This window comes from Marinobacter sp. AC-23 (assembly GCF_001858325.1).
In the GTDB taxonomy this organism is placed as follows: Bacteria; Pseudomonadota; Gammaproteobacteria; order Pseudomonadales; family Oleiphilaceae; genus Marinobacter.
Map to the genome: position 1 here is coordinate 1 of NZ_MBPP01000054.1, position 16,512 is coordinate 16,512.

General features: G+C 54.8%; 14 protein-coding genes and 2 pseudogenes. 1 reads left to right on the forward strand and 15 read right to left on the reverse strand.

Annotated elements, in window-relative coordinates:
* The 11 genes and pseudogenes from BCA33_RS15810 to paaG all read right to left on the reverse strand — a co-directional run.
* On the reverse strand, nt 1-767 hold a 767-nt coding region (locus tag BCA33_RS15810), incomplete at its 3' end, for an aldehyde dehydrogenase family protein (RefSeq protein WP_139173036.1).
* A 17-nt stretch (nt 768-784) separates the two neighbouring features.
* Entirely contained in the window at nt 785-1,864 is a 1,080-nt protein-coding gene (gene paaE, locus BCA33_RS15815; protein WP_071267356.1) for a 1,2-phenylacetyl-CoA epoxidase subunit PaaE, read from the reverse strand.
* Between the two features lie 13 nt (nt 1,865-1,877).
* A pseudogene (gene paaD / locus BCA33_RS15820) lies at nt 1,878-2,398 on the reverse strand (1,2-phenylacetyl-CoA epoxidase subunit PaaD).
* 63 nt (nt 2,399-2,461) lie between these two features.
* Nucleotides 2,462-3,225 (reverse strand): annotated as a pseudogene (gene paaC, locus BCA33_RS15825) (1,2-phenylacetyl-CoA epoxidase subunit PaaC).
* Between the two features lie 10 nt (nt 3,226-3,235).
* The gene (gene paaB, locus BCA33_RS15830; protein ID WP_071267358.1) at nt 3,236-3,517 is read right to left on the reverse strand and encodes a 1,2-phenylacetyl-CoA epoxidase subunit PaaB; all 282 of its coding nucleotides are present in this window, start codon (nt 3,515-3,517) and stop codon (nt 3,236-3,238) included.
* A gap of 15 nt (nt 3,518-3,532) precedes the next feature.
* Nucleotides 3,533-4,522 (reverse strand): 1,2-phenylacetyl-CoA epoxidase subunit PaaA, encoded by a 990-nt coding sequence (paaA, locus tag BCA33_RS15835; RefSeq protein WP_071267360.1) that lies wholly within the window; start codon nt 4,520-4,522, stop codon nt 3,533-3,535.
* Nucleotides 4,523-4,797: 275 nt separating this feature from the next.
* Nucleotides 4,798-6,105, reverse strand: a complete 1,308-nt coding sequence (gene paaK / locus BCA33_RS15840; RefSeq protein WP_071267362.1) for a phenylacetate--CoA ligase PaaK — start codon at nt 6,103-6,105, stop codon at nt 4,798-4,800.
* 92 nt (nt 6,106-6,197) lie between these two features.
* The gene (gene pcaF, locus BCA33_RS15845) at nt 6,198-7,445 is read right to left on the reverse strand and encodes a 3-oxoadipyl-CoA thiolase (protein WP_083394795.1); all 1,248 of its coding nucleotides are present in this window, start codon (nt 7,443-7,445) and stop codon (nt 6,198-6,200) included.
* A complete protein-coding gene (paaI, locus tag BCA33_RS15850) occupies nt 7,442-7,900 on the reverse strand; it encodes a hydroxyphenylacetyl-CoA thioesterase PaaI (protein WP_071267364.1) in 459 nt (152 codons plus the stop codon). The genes pcaF and paaI overlap by 4 nt, the downstream gene beginning before the upstream one ends.
* Nucleotides 7,897-9,417 carry a 3-hydroxyacyl-CoA dehydrogenase PaaH gene (gene paaH / locus BCA33_RS15855; protein ID WP_071267366.1) on the reverse strand — a complete coding sequence of 507 codons (1,521 nt, stop codon included), beginning with the start codon at nt 9,415-9,417 and terminating at the stop codon, nt 7,897-7,899. Before paaH ends, paaI begins: the two co-directional genes overlap by 4 nt.
* Before the next feature lie 2 nt (nt 9,418-9,419).
* A complete protein-coding gene (paaG, locus tag BCA33_RS15860; protein WP_071267368.1) occupies nt 9,420-10,211 on the reverse strand; it encodes a 2-(1,2-epoxy-1,2-dihydrophenyl)acetyl-CoA isomerase PaaG in 792 nt (263 codons plus the stop codon).
* Nucleotides 10,212-10,679: 468 nt separating this feature from the next.
* Here paaG and BCA33_RS15865 point away from each other — a divergent pair, with 468 nt between their 5' ends.
* Entirely contained in the window at nt 10,680-11,270 is a 591-nt protein-coding gene (locus BCA33_RS15865) for a phenylacetic acid degradation protein PaaY (RefSeq protein ID WP_071267370.1), read from the forward strand.
* Between the two features lie 7 nt (nt 11,271-11,277).
* Here the strand turns inward: BCA33_RS15865 and BCA33_RS15870 are convergent, their stop codons facing one another.
* The 4 genes from BCA33_RS15870 to BCA33_RS15885 all read right to left on the reverse strand — a co-directional run.
* A complete protein-coding gene (locus tag BCA33_RS15870) occupies nt 11,278-13,473 on the reverse strand; it encodes an EAL domain-containing protein (protein ID WP_175469809.1) in 2,196 nt (731 codons plus the stop codon).
* Nucleotides 13,454-14,365, reverse strand: a complete 912-nt coding sequence (locus BCA33_RS15875) for a diguanylate cyclase (protein ID WP_071267374.1) — start codon at nt 14,363-14,365, stop codon at nt 13,454-13,456. Before BCA33_RS15875 ends, BCA33_RS15870 begins: the two co-directional genes overlap by 20 nt.
* A 4-nt stretch (nt 14,366-14,369) precedes the next feature.
* Nucleotides 14,370-14,738 (reverse strand): hypothetical protein, encoded by a 369-nt coding sequence (locus tag BCA33_RS15880; RefSeq protein WP_071267376.1) that lies wholly within the window; start codon nt 14,736-14,738, stop codon nt 14,370-14,372.
* On the reverse strand, nt 14,735-16,512 hold a 1,778-nt coding region (locus tag BCA33_RS15885; RefSeq protein ID WP_071267378.1), incomplete at its 5' end, for an ATP-binding protein. The genes BCA33_RS15885 and BCA33_RS15880, both read right to left, overlap by 4 nt.

Sequence of the window (16,512 nt, forward strand, 5' to 3'; positions counted from 1 at the left end):
GCTTCGGCGTTAAACGGAATAGAGCGATTGATGATGTTCGGGTGAACACGCAGCATGCGCGCGGTTTTTGCCGAGCCTGTAAAGGTCACCACATCCTGTTCTTCCAGGTGCTCAAACAGATCACCGGTGCTGCCGATGATCAGCTGCAAGCTGCCTTCTGGCAGAGCGCCGGATTCGTGCATCAGGCGCACAGCCAACTCGGTTACGTAGCAAGTGGATGTCGCCGGCTTCACGATGGACGGCATGCCTGCTAAAAAGGTCGGTGCAAACTTTTCCAGCATGCCCCACACCGGGAAGTTGTAGGCGTCGATATGAACGGCTACACCACCGCGGGGCACCATAATGTGGGTGCCGGCAAAGTGGTTGTTTTTGCCCAGTGGCGTTACCGGGCCTTCGTGTACCACGTTGCCGGATGGCAGTTCGCGGCGGCCCATGCTGGCGTAGGAAAACAGGGTGCCGAAGCCCCCGTCTATGTCTATGCCGTTATCCGATTTGCTCGAGCCGGTGTGCATCGAGAGGGCATAAAGCTCTTTTTTATGCTCCTGCAGGTACGTTGCCATAGCTTTAAGAGCCAGGGCGCGTTCCTGAAAATCCATGGCCAGCAGGGTTTTCCCACCGGTTTTTCGGCCGTATTCCACGGCTTTTTTGAAATCCAGCGTGTCGGCGTGGGTGTGCGCAACGATTTCGCCGTTGATGGCGCTGGGCAGGGCTTTGGCCTGCTGTTCGCCAACCCATTCTCCGGCAATAAAGCTTTTAAGAACTGACATGTACAAACACTCCAGAATTACATTTCGTCGTAGTCAAGAACAACCTTGTCACTGACGGGGTAGCACTGACACGACAACACGTAGCCTGCTTCCACTTCATAGTCTTCCAGCGCAAAGTTCTGATCCATTTCCACCTCGCCCTCAACGACTTTGGCGCGGCAGGTGGAGCAAACGCCGGCTTTGCATGAGAAGGGCAAATCGGCGCCTTCGTCGTTACCCGCGTCAAGAATGCTCTTGGTATCGCGCACCAGGTTGAAGGTCAGGGAACGCCCATCGGCCTTCACGGTGACTTCGCTGACAGCTTGCGGATCGATCTTGGTTTCCGTCCGGTCTTTGCGGGCCTGGGGAACACCGCCAGCCGGGGTAAACAGCTCATAATGGACGTTGGCCTTTTCCATACCATGACGTACCAGTGAATCACGCACGGTTTCGGTCAGCAGCTGAGGGCCACAAAGGAACGCGGCGGTCAGATTTTTGGCATCGATCCAGTGGTCAAACAACTGATCGCATTTGTCAGCGTCTATACGACCGTTGTACAGATCTATGTCCTGCTCTTCCCGGGTGAAGATGTACACCAGGTTAAAACGGGTCATGTATGCGTTTTTCAGGTCCTGCAGCTGATCGCGGAACATGGTGCTGCTGGTGCCTTTGTTGCCGTAGAACAGAGTGAACTGGCTCTTGGGCTCGGTTTCCAGCGTGGTTTTTACAATCGACAGAATCGGGGTGATACCACTGCCGGCCGCAACCGCCAGGTAATTGCCTTCTCGCTCCGGATCCAGGTCGACTGAGAAGTGACCCTGCGGGGGCATGACTTCCAGAACGGAGCCGGGTTGCAACTGTTCGTTGGCAAAACTGGAGAAGACGCCGCCGGATACGCGTTTAATGGCGATGCGCAGCTCTTGGTCATTCACACTTGAACAAATGGAATAGGTGCGGCGCACTTCTTCGCCGTCCAGCTTGGTGCGCACCACAAGGTGCTGGCCCTGCTTGTACTTGAATTTTTCTGCCACGTCTTCGGGCAGGTCAAAGCACAGGGATACGGCGTTTCTTGTTTCCGGCCTGACCTCTTTGAGGGCCAGCGAGTAGAATTTATTCATGATCGTATCGGCTCTATATGCATTTGAAGTAGTCGAAGGGTTCACGGCAGTCAAGGCAGCGATAAAGCGCCTTGCAGGCAGTAGAGCCGAATTCGCTGAGGCGCTCGCTGTTCTCGCTGCCGCACAATGGGCAAGCGATCACTGCGTCGGCGCCCAGCAGGCTCATTTTGCTGGCACTGCCTGGGGCGGTGCTATGCCAAATGCCCGGAGCTTTTCCCGGCCTTCTTCGGTTATCCAGTCTGTGGTCCAGGCTGGCGTTAGCACGCGATTGATTTGCGGGTCGCGAATGCCTACTGCGCGCAGTGCTTCGACGATCAGCTCTTCAATCAACTCGGTTGCAGGGCAGCCGGAGTAGGTTGGCGTGACATCCACACTCAGATGTTTGCCATCCCAGCTCACGTCACGAATGATGCCCAGCTCCAGCACGCTAACAGCAGGCACTTCCGGGTCTTTGACGTTATCCAGCAGTGCCCAAATGGCGTCTTCTGTCAGCAGTTCCGGGTGGGCGTTAGCCGGTACCCGGTCGCTGGCAATCAGTACGTCTACAGACGATGGTTCACGTTCATTCACCGGAGGTGCTCCCTTCAACAGACAGACTTACCAGGTGGTGGCATCCGGATAGGCGCGAGGCAGGAACTGCATCACGGCCAGGATGTGCCCAGATGTTCGGTGTGCTCGCCGCGTTTGCCGCCCATGTACATCCAGGCGTCTTCGGCGCCGGTTGTCAGGGTGGCCTGGGCTGCAACTTCGCCCACCATGCCAAACCAATCTTGCTTGAGCTGTTCAGGATCCGGGCCAATGCCTGCCTTGAACATGGCATGGTCGGTATCATCCGGCGTGACCAGTTCGCCGGTGAAGCGCCACAGCAGGTTGAAGGCGTCCTGAATGCGGCGGTGGCTTTCTTCGGTGCCATCGCCCATGCGTTTGACCCACTCAGACGAGCGGCGCAGATGATAAGTCGCCTCTTTAACGGCCTTGGCCGCAATGTTGGCGATGCGCTCGTCGCTGGCGTTTACCAGACTCTTCAGGGTGAAGTAGTGCCACACATCGAAGAAGAACTGGCGCGCCATGGTGACGGCGTAGTCTTCATTGGGCTGCTCGACCATCAGCAGGTTGCGATAGTCGTGAGTATCCCGCAGAAAAACCAGGTTGTCGGCGTCGCGGCCGTCGTCGATCAGTTCGGCGGTGTACTCGTACCAGTTACGAGCCTGGCCGATCAGGTCGAGAGCCACGTTTGTCGAGGCCAGTTCTTCTTCCAGAGCCGGGGCCTTGCCCACCAGTTCGCTCAGGCGCTGGGCCAGAATCATTCCGGAATCTGCCAGGCGGAGCAGGTATTCCTGTAAAGCTTGTTGCTGTGTCATGGGTTGCTCCTTACATGTGCCCGACTTCGTCAGGCAGCTTGTAGAACGAAGCGTGCCGGTAAACCTTGTCTTCGGAGGGATCAAACAGGATCTCTTTCTCATCCGAAGCTGAGGCGGTGATAGTTTCAGAGGGAACAACCCAGATGCTTACCCCTTCGTTACGACGGGTGTAAAGCTCACGTGCGTTTTCCATGGCCATTTCATTGTCAGCAGCATGCACACTTCCCACGTGCTTGTGGTTAAGGCCGTGCTTACTGCGTACGAACACTTCGTAAAGGCGCCATTCAGACATTTAAAATTCTCCTGTTTACGCGGCTGCGCGCTGTTTTTGTTTTGCGGCGTAGGCTACGGCTGCTTCCCGTACCCAGGCACCTTCATCAATGGCTTTCCGGCGAGTGGAGATTCGTTCCTGATTGCAGGGGCCATCGCCCTTAAGCACATCGTAGAACTCTTTCCAATTGATCTCGCCGAAGTCATAGTGACCGCTCTCTTCGTTCCATTTCAGATCTGGATCGGGCACCGTGCAGCCGAGGAATTCGAGCTGTGGAATGGTTTGGTCTATAAACATCTGGCGCAGTTCATCGTTACTTTTGCGCTTGATTTTCCAGACCATGGACTGCTGGGAATTGGGGGACTCGTCATCGTGCGGGCCGAACATCATCAGCGACGGCCACCACAAACGGTTAATGGCGTCCTGCACCATATCCTTCTGGTCCTGAGTGCCTTCACGCATCAGGTCCAACAGGATCTGGTAGCCTTGACGCTGGTGGAAGCTCTCTTCCTTACAGATGCGCACCATGGCACGGGAATAGGGGCCATAAGACGTACGCTGCAACACCACCTGATTCACGATGGCGGCACCATCAACCAGCCAGCCAACAGCACCCATATCGGCCCAGTTGAGGGTCGGGTAGTTAAAAATGCTGGAATACTTGGCTTTGCCGTCGTGTAATTTCTGGATTTCTTCATCGCGATCTGCGCCCAGAGTTTCCATGGCGCTGTACAGGTACAAGCCGTGACCTGCTTCGTCCTGAATCTTGGCCATCAGTTGCAGCTTGCGCTTGAGTGTAGGCGCACGGGTCACCCAGTTGCCTTCCGGCAGCATGCCGACGATTTCTGAGTGCGCGTGCTGGGAAATCTGACGAACCAGAGTTTTGCGATAGCCCTCTGGCATCCAGTTTTTGGCTTCAATTTTGGTTTCGGCGTCTACCTTTTCCTGGAACTCCCGCTCTTCGGGAGACATCTCTTCCAGGGTTTTTAGGCGCTTTGTGCCTGTCTCAACCATTTGTGCGTACATAACACTCTCTCCGAATCTTGCTTATTAGGTCTGCTGTGCAAACAGCAGTGCGCCGCGACGGATCACGGGCAATGTCTTCATACTATATGATACTGAATAAATATCAAGGAAACGCATTCTGTATCATGTTCGAAGTGTTAGACTTTAGTCTAATATTCAAGTTGTTGAAAAATAACAATTAATGGTTATGTATTAATGATTACTTTTGGTTTTCAGAAACGTGAAGGAAAAATAAATGGCCGGGGCGTTGTGGCTTGCCACCCCGGCAGCTGGCGTCAGTCCTTGCGAAGATCGAATACCCGCTTGGCTTTACCTTCAGAGCGGCTGAGTGTGCCAGCGTCCTGTACTTCCACGCTGGTGCTGATGCCGATGTAAGACTTAATGTGATGACTGAGTTCTTTGGCGGCGTTTTCTTTGATGTCTGCACCTTCGGCGCCCACTTTCAGCTCGACCCGAATCGTTACGCAGTCCAGGTTGCCTTGCTTGTACACCTCGATTTCGTAGTGAGGTGCCAGGGCGCGACACTTCAGCACCTGCTCTTCAATCTGGGTAGGGAATACGTTGACGCCGCGGATAATCAGCATGTCATCACTACGGCCGGTGATCTTGTCGATGCGGCGCATAGGGCGCGCCGTGCCGGGTAGCAGGCGAGTGAGATCGCGGGTGCGGTAACGTAGCACTGGCATGGCCACTTTGGTAAGCGAGGTGAACACCAGTTCGCCGTATTCGCCATCCGGCAGTACTTCACCGGTTTCCGGATTAACAATTTCCGGGTAAAAGTGATCTTCCCAGATGGTCGGGCCATCTTTGGTTTCCAGGCATTCCATGCCAACGCCTGGCCCCATCACTTCAGAGAGGCCATAGATATCTAGCGCCTGAATGCCGAGACGATCTTCCAGCTCTGTGCGCATTTCGTTGGTCCAGGGCTCTGCTCCAAATATGCCCAGACGCAGCGGCAACTTCTTGGGGTCAATGCCTTGGCGGTCTATTTCATCGGCAATGTTCAGCATGTAGGAGGGCGTGACCATGATGATGTCAGGCTCAAAATCCTTAATCAGCTGAACTTGTTTCTCGGTCTGGCCACCCGACATGGGAATAACCGTGCAGCCCAGGCGCTCGGCACCGTAATGGGCACCAAGGCCGCCGGTGAACAGGCCATAACCGTAGGCAATATGAATCTTGTCCCCGGCGCTACCACCGCCGGCGCGGATGGATCGGGCGACTATGTCAGCCCAGGTCTCAATGTCGCTCTGGGTGTAGCCCACGACGGTGGGCTTGCCGGTGGTGCCGCTGGACGCGTGTACCCGGACGACTTTTTTCATGGGAACCGCGAACATGTTAAACGGATAGTTCTCCCGCAGGTCGTCTTTGCCGGTAAACGGAATCTTGGCGATGTCTTCCAGGCTGTTGATGTCCATCGGCTTGAGGCCAATGGCGTCAAACGCGTTGCGGTAGTGCGGCACGTTGGTATAGGCATGCCAAACGCTCCAGCGCAGGCGTTGCAGCTGTTCATGGCGCAGTTCGTCCACGCTGGCCGTTTCCATCCGGTCCAGTTTTCCGAGTTTATGCATGGGTAGATTCATGGTTGCTTCCTGTCTTGTTCTTGTCGCTCCGGCATGCCGCCGAGCCTGAATAAGTTGGTTTGAGCGGCCCGGAATTATCCGGGCCGGGTCAATCATTCGGCGCTGTCTACACGCTCAATAATCAGCGCAATGCCTTGGCCTACACCAATGCACATGGTGCACAGGGCGTAACGTGCGCTCTGGCCCTGCTCATGGCGGCGCTCCAGTTCATTCAGTGCGGTGGTCACAAGGCGCGCACCGCTCATGCCCAGAGGGTGGCCCAGGGAAATGGCGCCGCCGTTGGGGTTCACGTGTTCGGCATCGTCTGGCAGGCCCAGATCGCGCAGCACGGCCAGCGCTTGTGCGGCGAAGGCTTCGTTCAGCTCAATCACGTCCATATCTGCCAGCTCCAAACCAGCCGTCTTCAATACTTTTCGGGTGGCGGGTGCTGGGCCCATACCCATAATGCGCGGCTCAACACCGGCGGTGGCCATGGCGACCACTCGTGCGCGGGGCTTGAGGTTGTGTTGCTTCAGGGCATCGCCGCTGGCAAGCAGCAGGGCGCAGGCGCCGTCGTTTACGCCGGACGCGTTACCCGCGGTCACGCTGCCGTTTTCACGGAAGGGCGTTCCCAGGCTCGCAAGCTTTTCCAGGCTGGTTTCCCGGGGATGTTCATCTGTATCAACAACAAGCGGATCCTGCTTACGGCGGGGCACGCTTACCGGCACAATTTCATTGTCAAAGCGGCCCGCTTTCTGGGCGGCAGCGGTGCGCTGCTGGCTGCGCAAGGCGAAAGCATCCTGATCTTCACGGGAAATACTGAAGTCAGCGGCGACGTTCTCGGCTGTCTCGGGCATTGAATCAATGCCGTACTGCTTTTTCAGCAGCGGGTTAACGAAGCGCCAACCGATGGTGGTGTCGAACATTTCGGCTTTACGACTAAAAGCGGAATCGGCCTTGCCCATCACGAAAGGGGCGCGTGACATGGATTCCACGCCGCCGGCCAGCATCAGGCCGGCTTCACCCGTACGCAATGCGCGGGCAGCGCTGCCGATGGCGTCCATACCGGAACCGCACAGGCGGTTGATGGTGGCGCCCGGTACATCGATCGGTAAGCCGGCCAGCAGCAATGACATGCGAGCGACGTCGCGGTTGTCTTCGCCGGCCTGGTTGGCGCAGCCGTAAAGCACGTCGTCTATGGCGGCCCAGTCCAGTTTGCTGTGGCGGTCTTTCAGGGCCTTCATGGGAATCGCACCCAGATCGTCGGCGCGCACGGTTGCAAGGGCGCCGCCGTAACGGCCAACCGGTGTGCGTACTGCGTCTACGATGTAGGCGTCTTGCAGGCGTTTTTCGTTGCTCATTGATCGTTCTCCGACTGGATGACTTCGCCGCGTACCTGATAGGACTTGCCGCGAAACAGACCAATTACGTGGCCGTTCTGGTTGGTGAGGGTAATGTCGTACACACCCGTGCGGTTACCGCGAGACTGCTCAACTGCGTTGGCGGTAAGCAGGTCACCCTCGCGGGCGCCAAGCATGTACTCAATGGAGCAGCCAGATGCCACCGTGGCTTTGTTGTAGCTGTTGCACGCAAAGGCGAACGCTGAGTCGGCCAGGGTGAACAGGTAGCCGCCATGGCAGGAGCCGTGGCCCTGAATCATGATGGCTGTAACCGGCATGGTGACCGTGGCTTTACCCGGAGCTACGTGGGTAATCTTCATGCCCAGGTTGCGGCTGGCTTGATCCCGCTCATACATTGCTTCGGCGCAATCTTGTGCCAATTTTTGCGCATCGGGTGCGTGGTGTTGGTTGCTCATGAATAGAACCCCTTTTCGGCGAACCGGTTTTTACGCAGCAACAGCGCCGGCCGGTAGCGGTCTTCGCCGTAGCTCTGTTGGATGTTTGTCAGTACTGTGTGCAGCAGGCTGAAGCCAAGGTTGTCGCTCCAGCGCAGCGGCCCTTCCGGGTAGTTCAGGCCGGCTTTCATGGCCAGGTCTATGTCGCTGATAGACGCCACGCCGTGCAGGGCAGCGTCGGCCGCTTCGTTCGCCAGGGTGGCAACGGTGCGCATAACCACCAGACCAGGTCGGTCGGCAACCTGGCTTACGGCAATACCAGCCTTTTGTAGCAGGGCGCAGGCGTCGTTTACAGCCTGTGACGACGCTTGATCGGCTGCGGTAATCGCTAGGCGGCGGGCCTTGGCATAGTCAAACGCCAGATCCAGCAGAACCAGATTGTTGCTGGCTTCTGCTGCGGCGCGTTCTGTCGCCATGCGACCATCAGTGAGGGCCAGTACGGCGTCCCCAAACAGCAGGCGGCCTGGGCCGTCTCGCTCTATGATCTTGAGGCCACTTTCGCTAAAGCGAGTGACCAGTGCGGCCAGCGGGCCCGGGTTGCCCTCCACAATCAGGGCGGCGGCATCGCTGCTTGCAGCTTCAGCGGTTGCCGGTTCGGGCTTTTGCGCGCCTTCGGCGTAGCTATAAAAACCTTGACCCGTTTTACGGCCCAAGCGGCCAGCTTCCACCAGTTCCTTCTGTACCAGGGAAGGCAGAAAGCGAGTGTCCTGAAAGTAGGAATTAAAAACGGAAGATGTTACCGCGAAGTTCACGTCGTGGCCGATAAGGTCGGTCAGCTCGAAAGGCCCCATGCGAAAGCCTCCGGCTTCACGCACAATGGCATCCAGTGTTGCGCTATCTGTGGCCTGCTCCTGCAGAAGGCGCAGGCTCTCCGCATAAAATGGCCGTGCGACCCGGTTAACGATAAAACCGGGGGTTGAGGTTGCGATGACCGGCTTTTTGCCCCATTGGGCCGCCGTGGCGTATACCCGTTGTGCAATCTCGTCGCTGGTGGCCAGACCTTTGATGACTTCTACCAAAGCCATTAATGGCGCGGGGTTGAAGAAGTGCATGCCCACCAAGCGCTCGGGGTGCTTCATTTTAGCGCCCAGGGCTGTCACGGATATAGACGAGGTGTTGGTGGCCAGGATAGTGCTTTTACCGCACATCTCTTCAAGATTCGCTAACAGATTACGCTTGATTTCGAGATCTTCAACGATGGCCTCGATCACCAGGCCGGCTTCCGCAAGCTCGCTAAGTTCTTTGATCGGCTTGATGCGATCAAGAAGCTCGTCCAGCACAGGCTGTTCCATTTTTCCTTTATCAACCCGACGCTGCAGCTGCTTGGCGACACCCTGGCGGCCTGCCTCGGCGGCACCCTCGCGCTGATCCAGCAGGAATACCCGATGCCCTGCCTGTGCGGCTACCTGAGCAATACCGGAACCCATGGCGCCGGCGCCGATGACTGCAATAGACGTATCGGTGGCAAGTGGTTGCATGCTTACTTCCCCTTGAATTCGGGCGCGCGTTTTTCCATAAAGGCGGTAACGCCTTCACGGTAGTCGTCGGTGCGACCAGCCAGGCGCTGCAGATCCCGCTCTACCAACACCTGTTCTTCAAAGCTGTTATCAGCGCTCGCGTGCAGGGCACGCTTGATCATCGCCAGGCCTTTGGTGGGCTGGGTCGCAAAATGGCGGGCCAGTTTCATGGCTTCATCCTGCAGAGCATCGTCTTCCACGCATTGCCAAATCATGCCCCACTGTTCCGCTTTTTCAGCGCTCAGCTTGTCACCCAATAAGGCCAGGCCTTTTGCACGCGCCATTCCTACTGCACGCGGTAGGGTCCAGGTACCGCCCGAGTCGGGAATAAGGCCAATCTTGCAAAAAGCCTGAACAAAGTTTGCGGAACGTGCTGCCAACGTGATGTCGCAGGCAAGAGCAATGTTTGCGCCTGCGCCGGCAGCAACGCCATTAACGGCACAGATGACCGGCATGGGCAGATCCCGAATTGCCTGCAGCATTGGGTTGTAGTAGGTCTCGATGGAGAAACCCAAATCCGGTGCCTCAGCGCCTGGTTTCACGTTGCGATCCGACAGATCCTGCCCGGCACAAAAGCCGCGACCATTACCGGTAAGCAGCATGACTCGTACGGTGTGATCGTTGCGGATAGTTTTCAGCGCCGCGCGCATCTGCTCATGCATCTCAACGTTAAAGCTGTTGAGGCTCTTGGGGCGGTTCAGGGTGACTTTGGCAATTCCCTGGTCGATATCGAGAAGCACACTCTGCTCGGTCATGGAAGAATCCTTGTGATAGCAGTGAAACCCGGTTTAGTCGCTTCGGGCGGGTGGTTTAATCAGGCAGACAACCGCCTCGGTCCGGCTTTTCCGGGAGCAGTATCTGTGGCATAGCGGTTCCGGCATTACGTTGTTCTAGTGGTTTGTCGGTAAGGCCTGATGATTATCAAGACGGCTTCCGTAGGGCGCTGTTCCGCCTCATTGATTTCTGGAAAGAGTATAGGTTTGAATTGATACCGGTCAAGAATCTGAAATCAGATTTTTGTATCACGTTGCGATCTATACAATTACTATCTCTGTATGTTTATGATTTTTATGATTATTTTTAATCTTAGCCTTTAGTCTTAGATGAAGGGCGAAAAGCCGACAACGCTCTCCCTCACCTTGATAAGCTGTGTACTATCTGTTCCGATACAGAAAAAGTAGCCTAAAATACAAAAAAGCAACCATGTTATTAAGGAGCGGCTTATGCCTTGTTACCGGATTGATGGCGTGACACCGGTGGTTCATCCATCGGCCTATGTACACCCCACAGCGGTGCTAATTGGCGATGTACATGTTGGTCCTGACTGTTACGTTGGTCCCTGCGCGTCGTTGCGCGGTGATTTTGGCCGTATTGTGATGGAGCAGGGTGCAAATCTGCAGGACACCTGTGTGGTACATGCGTTTCCCGGGCGCGATGCAATTATTCGACGCAACGGCCACATAGGCCATGGCGCGGTGTTGCACGGTTGTGTGATAGAAGAAGATGCCATGGTGGGGATGAATGCGGTGGTCATGGATGAGGCCGTGATTGCGGCACGTTCTATCGTTGGGGCTGCAGCGTTTGTGAAAAGTGGCTTCACCTGCGAACCGGCCTCGTTAATTGTCGGTTCGCCAGCCAAGGTTCTGCGCCAATTGAGTGACAAGGAGGTTGGTTGGAAACAACGCGGCACCCAGGAGTATCAGACACTGACACGGCGGTGCCTGGAAAACATGCGGGAGTGCGCACCGCTGGAAGCGGTAGATGCAGATAGGCCAAAACTACAAATTGGAGAGCATGATTTAAAGGATCAGTAGGCTCTCGTTATTTTGGAAGCGTAGGAGCATTCGGGGGCTCCAGAAACACGTCGATCGGCTGTGGCATACCGAAGAAGTAACCCTGCAGATGGACATGAGGGTGCCGGGAATGTAGAAAATCTGCATGGGCTTGGGTTTCCACCCCCTCTGCAACAACCCGAACCCCCATGGTTTCACCAATCCGCACGACCATTTCAACAATGTTGGCGGACATAGGCGCATCCGGCGCCGACAGTACAAAGCTCCGGTCGATCTTAACCTCGGATATGGGCAGGCGCTGTAACCGGGACAGTGAGGAGTAACCCGTTCCAAAATCATCTAGCGAGAAAGTGCAGCCCAGGCTGCGGATGTCCTGCATTTTTTGCACAACCTTGTCCAGATTGTCAGCCGATACGCTTTCTGTCAGTTCTAATACAAGCAGTTCTGCGGGAAACCCGGAGTTAGTTAGCGCCCTCTCTATGGTTTCCACGAAATCGTCTTCTACGAAGTGCTTTACAGAAATATTGATGGCACAGCGGAGGGTTGGGTTGATGCAATGTAACGCACTCATTTTTTCCAGGGTTTTGCGCAGTACCCAGCGTTCTATTTTTACAATTTGTCGAGAATTTTCCGCGAGCGGAATGAATTCACCCGGGCCCAGGAGGCCGCGTTCGGGATGATCCCAGCGGATCAGGATTTCCAGCCCGTTGAGAACTCTGTCAGGTGAAAATTGAGGCTGTGCGTAGAGCACGAGTTGGTCCTCTTCAAGCGCCCGGTTTAGTTCCGATTCAACCTTAAGCTGGTGCCGTATTTGATCGCTCATTGAATCTTCAAAAATGGCAATCGGCCGGTTAGCCGCTTTGGCATTGCGGTGCGCGGTTTCGGCGTGTTGGAGTGCTGAAGACGGAGAGTTTGAGCTTTCAGTGGGGTACAAGGCTGCGCCAACAGTTACCTCAAGGCGTAGGTCGGGGCTGTCCCCATACTGCATGGGCTTGGCCAGGCAGTTTTGGATACGGTCGTAGAGTGCTAGAACAACCCGGTATGCGTTATCAATAGCCCACTGTTTAGGCGCTAGAACTATGCCAAACTCGTCACCGGAGAGCCTGGCTATGGAGTCGTCTGCGAAAACAGCCTTGCGCAGACGCTTGGCGAACTCTCTGATTACCTGGTCACCGCACTTAAAACCGTAGGTTTCATTGATATAACGAAAGTTGTTGATATCAATAACAAGGACAGCGGTGAATACGTTTCCATGGTTGCAGAACTTCAGCACGGTACTCAACTGATTCATAAAGAGAGCCCGGTTTGACAATCCGGTAATTGGATCGCGCCACGTAAGCTCTTCCAGGCGCTGCTCGGTTTCCTTTAGGTTGGAGATGTCGTTAAATACGGTAATGTAGTGGGTAATTTCATTTTCGTTAGAGCGAATTGTGCTGACTGTTCTGAGCTCTGGATAGAGCTCTCCGGATTTACGGCGGCTATAGATCTCTCCAGACCAATGGTCATGCTCGCCCATGTAAGAGCGGAGTTTTTCTAGACCGATCTGAGGGCCAGGGGCGCTGTTCAGCTTGGCATAGCTATGGTTGAGAACGTCTTGTTGAGAATACCCCGTAATACGGGAAAACGCGGCGTTAACTGCTATTATTTTACACTGGGCATCCAGCAGGACAATACCTTCGGAGGAGGCCATGAAGGCGCTCTTAAACAGGTTTTTGTTTGGCTTGCCAGAGTTGTCTAGTTGCCTGAGCCGTTTTTTGAGCCCCTGATTGAGTGCAATCATGTGATCAAGCATTCCGCGCAGAGAAATGTGCGTGCGTACTCTGGCTCTGACTGCAGGCAAGCGGATTGGCTTTTGGATATAGTCTACGGCACCGACTTCAAATCCCTCCTCTTCTGATTTTGAGTCGCTCAGGGCGGTGATAAATATGACCGGTATATGTTGTAAATCGCGCCTGGCTTTCAGATTGCGGCACATCTGAAGCCCGTCTGTTCCGGGCATCATTATATCTAGCAGGATGAGGTGAGGTTTGTCGCCGTGCTCAAGAATATTCATGGCCTCGGCTGCACTGGATGCAACAATCAGATCGTAGTCCTGACTGAGTGCGTCTGTCAGGACGCGAACATTCGTGGGTTCATCGTCAACAACCAGAATCTTCGGGCTGCCGCCCGGCCTGAAAACATCTGACCCATTTTGCCCGGGTAACTCATAGTAAGGGTCTAACACAATTGCGCCCTCCATCTTCCTTGGCTTCGTAAAGGCTCTTGTCTGCGGCTTCAATTAATTCGGCAGTACTTGAAAAAGACGACGGCTGAGTCGCTGTGCAACCTATGGATAAAGTGAAGGGTGTATAGGTTTTCGCGAATTGCAGGCAGTTGTGGAGTTCTGCGTGCACCGCCTTGGCAAAATTGTTTGCTGCCGTTATCGTGCTGCGCAGATCCGCTCCAGGAATAATAACGACAAACTCGTCCCCACCGAGGCGAGCAACGACTTCTCCGGCTCTTGCAAAGCAGGAGTTCATGACGGTTGCGAGCTTTTGCAGGCATAAGTCGCCCTGGGCGTGACCATACTGATCGTTAATCTGTTTGAAGTGATCAAGGTCGACGAGCACCAGCCCAACGGAGTTGTCCTGGCGCCAGGCTCGTCGCCACTCCAGGTCAAGCTGCTGATTAAACAAGCGCCGATTGCCAATGCCGGTTAATGGATCGGTCAGTGCTGCTTCTGCCAGCATGTCTGTTTTACGTTTCAGGTCAATAAACGTAGACACTTTGGCACTTAGGATGGTTTTGTTGAACGGCTTCAGCACATAGTCTGTTGCGCCATGCCGGAAGGCCTCTTCAATATCCTGTGTTTGGTCGGAAGCCGAAATGCAGATAACGGGCACGTATGCATACAATTGCGAAGCTCTCAGCTCGTTCAGAAAATCGAGCCCGGAACCATCCGGCAGGTACAGGTCGAGAAGCACGATATCAATTTCGTCAGACAAGAGCTGTCTTGCTTCAGCAAGGCTCTGGCTGATGACCAATTCGCAGGCGTCCCCCAGAATGCCAGCGAGGCTGGCAATGCCGACGGGTTCATCCTCTACGATCAGCACCGTGGGTGCGCTATTTATGTCCATCGGGCTAGCTGTCCTGGCTTTCAGCTTCGATCTTCGACAGCAGATCGATTGCTTCTTTAAATTTGTAGGTTTCAAGTGCACGGCGTAGCCGGGATGCGAGGATGGTTTCGTTATTCTCGCGCAGACACTCCAATATCTGATCAATATCACTGTCGCTCGCAAGACGGTTGCTGACCAGCCGCTGCGTCATTCGGGTAATGATGTGATCGACTGGCTCACTTCGAATATTATCAGCCAGCGCTGGGATTTCTGTGGCCCAGACTATTTCAGATAGCAGCTGAACATGCTCTAGAAGTGTCGCCAGAAGTGCCTCCGGGCCAGGTATTGAAAGGCCTGAATCAGCGGCCTTTTCAACTCGCTCAGCAACGCTCACCAACTCCGTGTTGGCGATGTTGGCGGCAGCCCTTTAATCTTGTGAGCAATAGCCTTGGTTTCTCTCGGGTTATTGAGCTGCAAACAGCGTTCGATGTCAGCAGTCATTTCTGTGGAACTGGCCAAAAAACTGCGCATGCACCGGTTGAACAGGGCCGGGTCGGCTCCGAACATAGTCTGGTAAAGAGGTTGGGAAATGAACCCAGGCAATCCCGTCTCGGGAGTGTGTTCCGGTCGGCTTGTTGCTTCAGCAGAGGCTGGTGTTGGGCTGGTAGTCGCATGTTCTTTGAAAAAGGCCTGCAGCAGCCTCTGAATATCTCCGGGAAGAACGGGCTTGGTGAGGTAGTCGTCCATGCCAGCGGCATAGGAGCTGCTGCGATCATGCTCGGATATCGATGCGGAGAGGGCTGCGATAACCGGCTGCTTGATGCTCTCATGGCTTCGAATCTGACGGACAATATCCTGCCCGGTTTCACCGTCCAGGTGCAGGTCCATAAGAACAAGATCGAATGGGTGGCTTTCAAGTTGTTGCATGGCCTCGGCTCCGTTATGGACGGACGCGGAATCTACCCCAAAAGAGTTTAGGTAGCTTGCAACGATTTCGCAATTGAGTTGTACGTCATCAACGATCAGCGCTCTCAGATTCCGGAATAAAGGACTGGGTGTGGATATGATGGTGTGCTCATCTAGCTGTTGCGGCGCCAAGTGTTCAAAAAGCTTGGAAGGGGTTAGTGGTTCGTAAACTATACGCCCACCGGCATCCTGAAACTCGATCAGCCAATTACGTTGGAATCCGGCAGGGACAATGATCAGAAGCCCCTTTATCAGGTATTGCTCCGGCGCCGCCAACAGGTCTTGTACAAAGGCTTTGAGGGTCTCTGTTTCGATATTTTCCACGTCGACGATAACCATCGAAGGCTTAGCGCCTCCCCTGGCAGGAACTTCTGCCAATACGGACCTGACCTCATTCAGGGTTGCGGCTGGCCTCAGTTCCAGAGACCAGTGTTCTCGGTAGGTTTCCAAAAGGGAAAGGTTATGGCTCATACCATAATGATAGACCCGGATAGGGCTGGAAACATGGCGAGTACCGATGCTTCGTTCGTTCTCGGCCAGATCCACAGGAATCATGAGAGTAAACTTGGATCCCCGGTTTTCAGCACTTTCCAGCGTGAGCGTCGCGCCCATCAGCTGGGCAAGGTGGCTGCTGATTGCCAGGCCAAGGCCTGACCCACCGAAAACGCGGCTGGTGGACTCGTCTGCTTGACGAAAGTTTTCGAAAACCCGCTGCTGGTCCTCTTCCCTTATCCCGATGCCGGTGTCCTTTATGGTGATTTTGAGAATTCCATGGGTGTCGTCACTGCTGGTAAACCCGATGCTCACGCTCACGCTGCCTTCGTGGGTAAACTTTATCGCGTTCCCCACCAGGTTGGTGCATATCTGAGAGATTCGCATTAGATCGCCTGTGACTCGCTTGGGTGTGGACGGCGCAATGTTAACTCGCAGTTTCAGCCCTTTCTCTTCGGCGACGATGGCAAATAGCTCTACGCTGCGTTGCACAAGAGCCTCAATTTCAAACGGCTTATAATCCAGTTCTATGTGGTCTGCTTCGATTCTCGACAGGTCCAGAATGTCGTTTAAAAGCTGCAGCAATACCTCTGATGCTGAAAACGCTTTGCCCACCAAACGCTTGGAGTAATCGTTGAGTGGTGCTTCTTTTAGCAGAACCAGCATGCCGATAACGGCGTTCATGGGCGTGCGGATTTCGTGGCTCATGT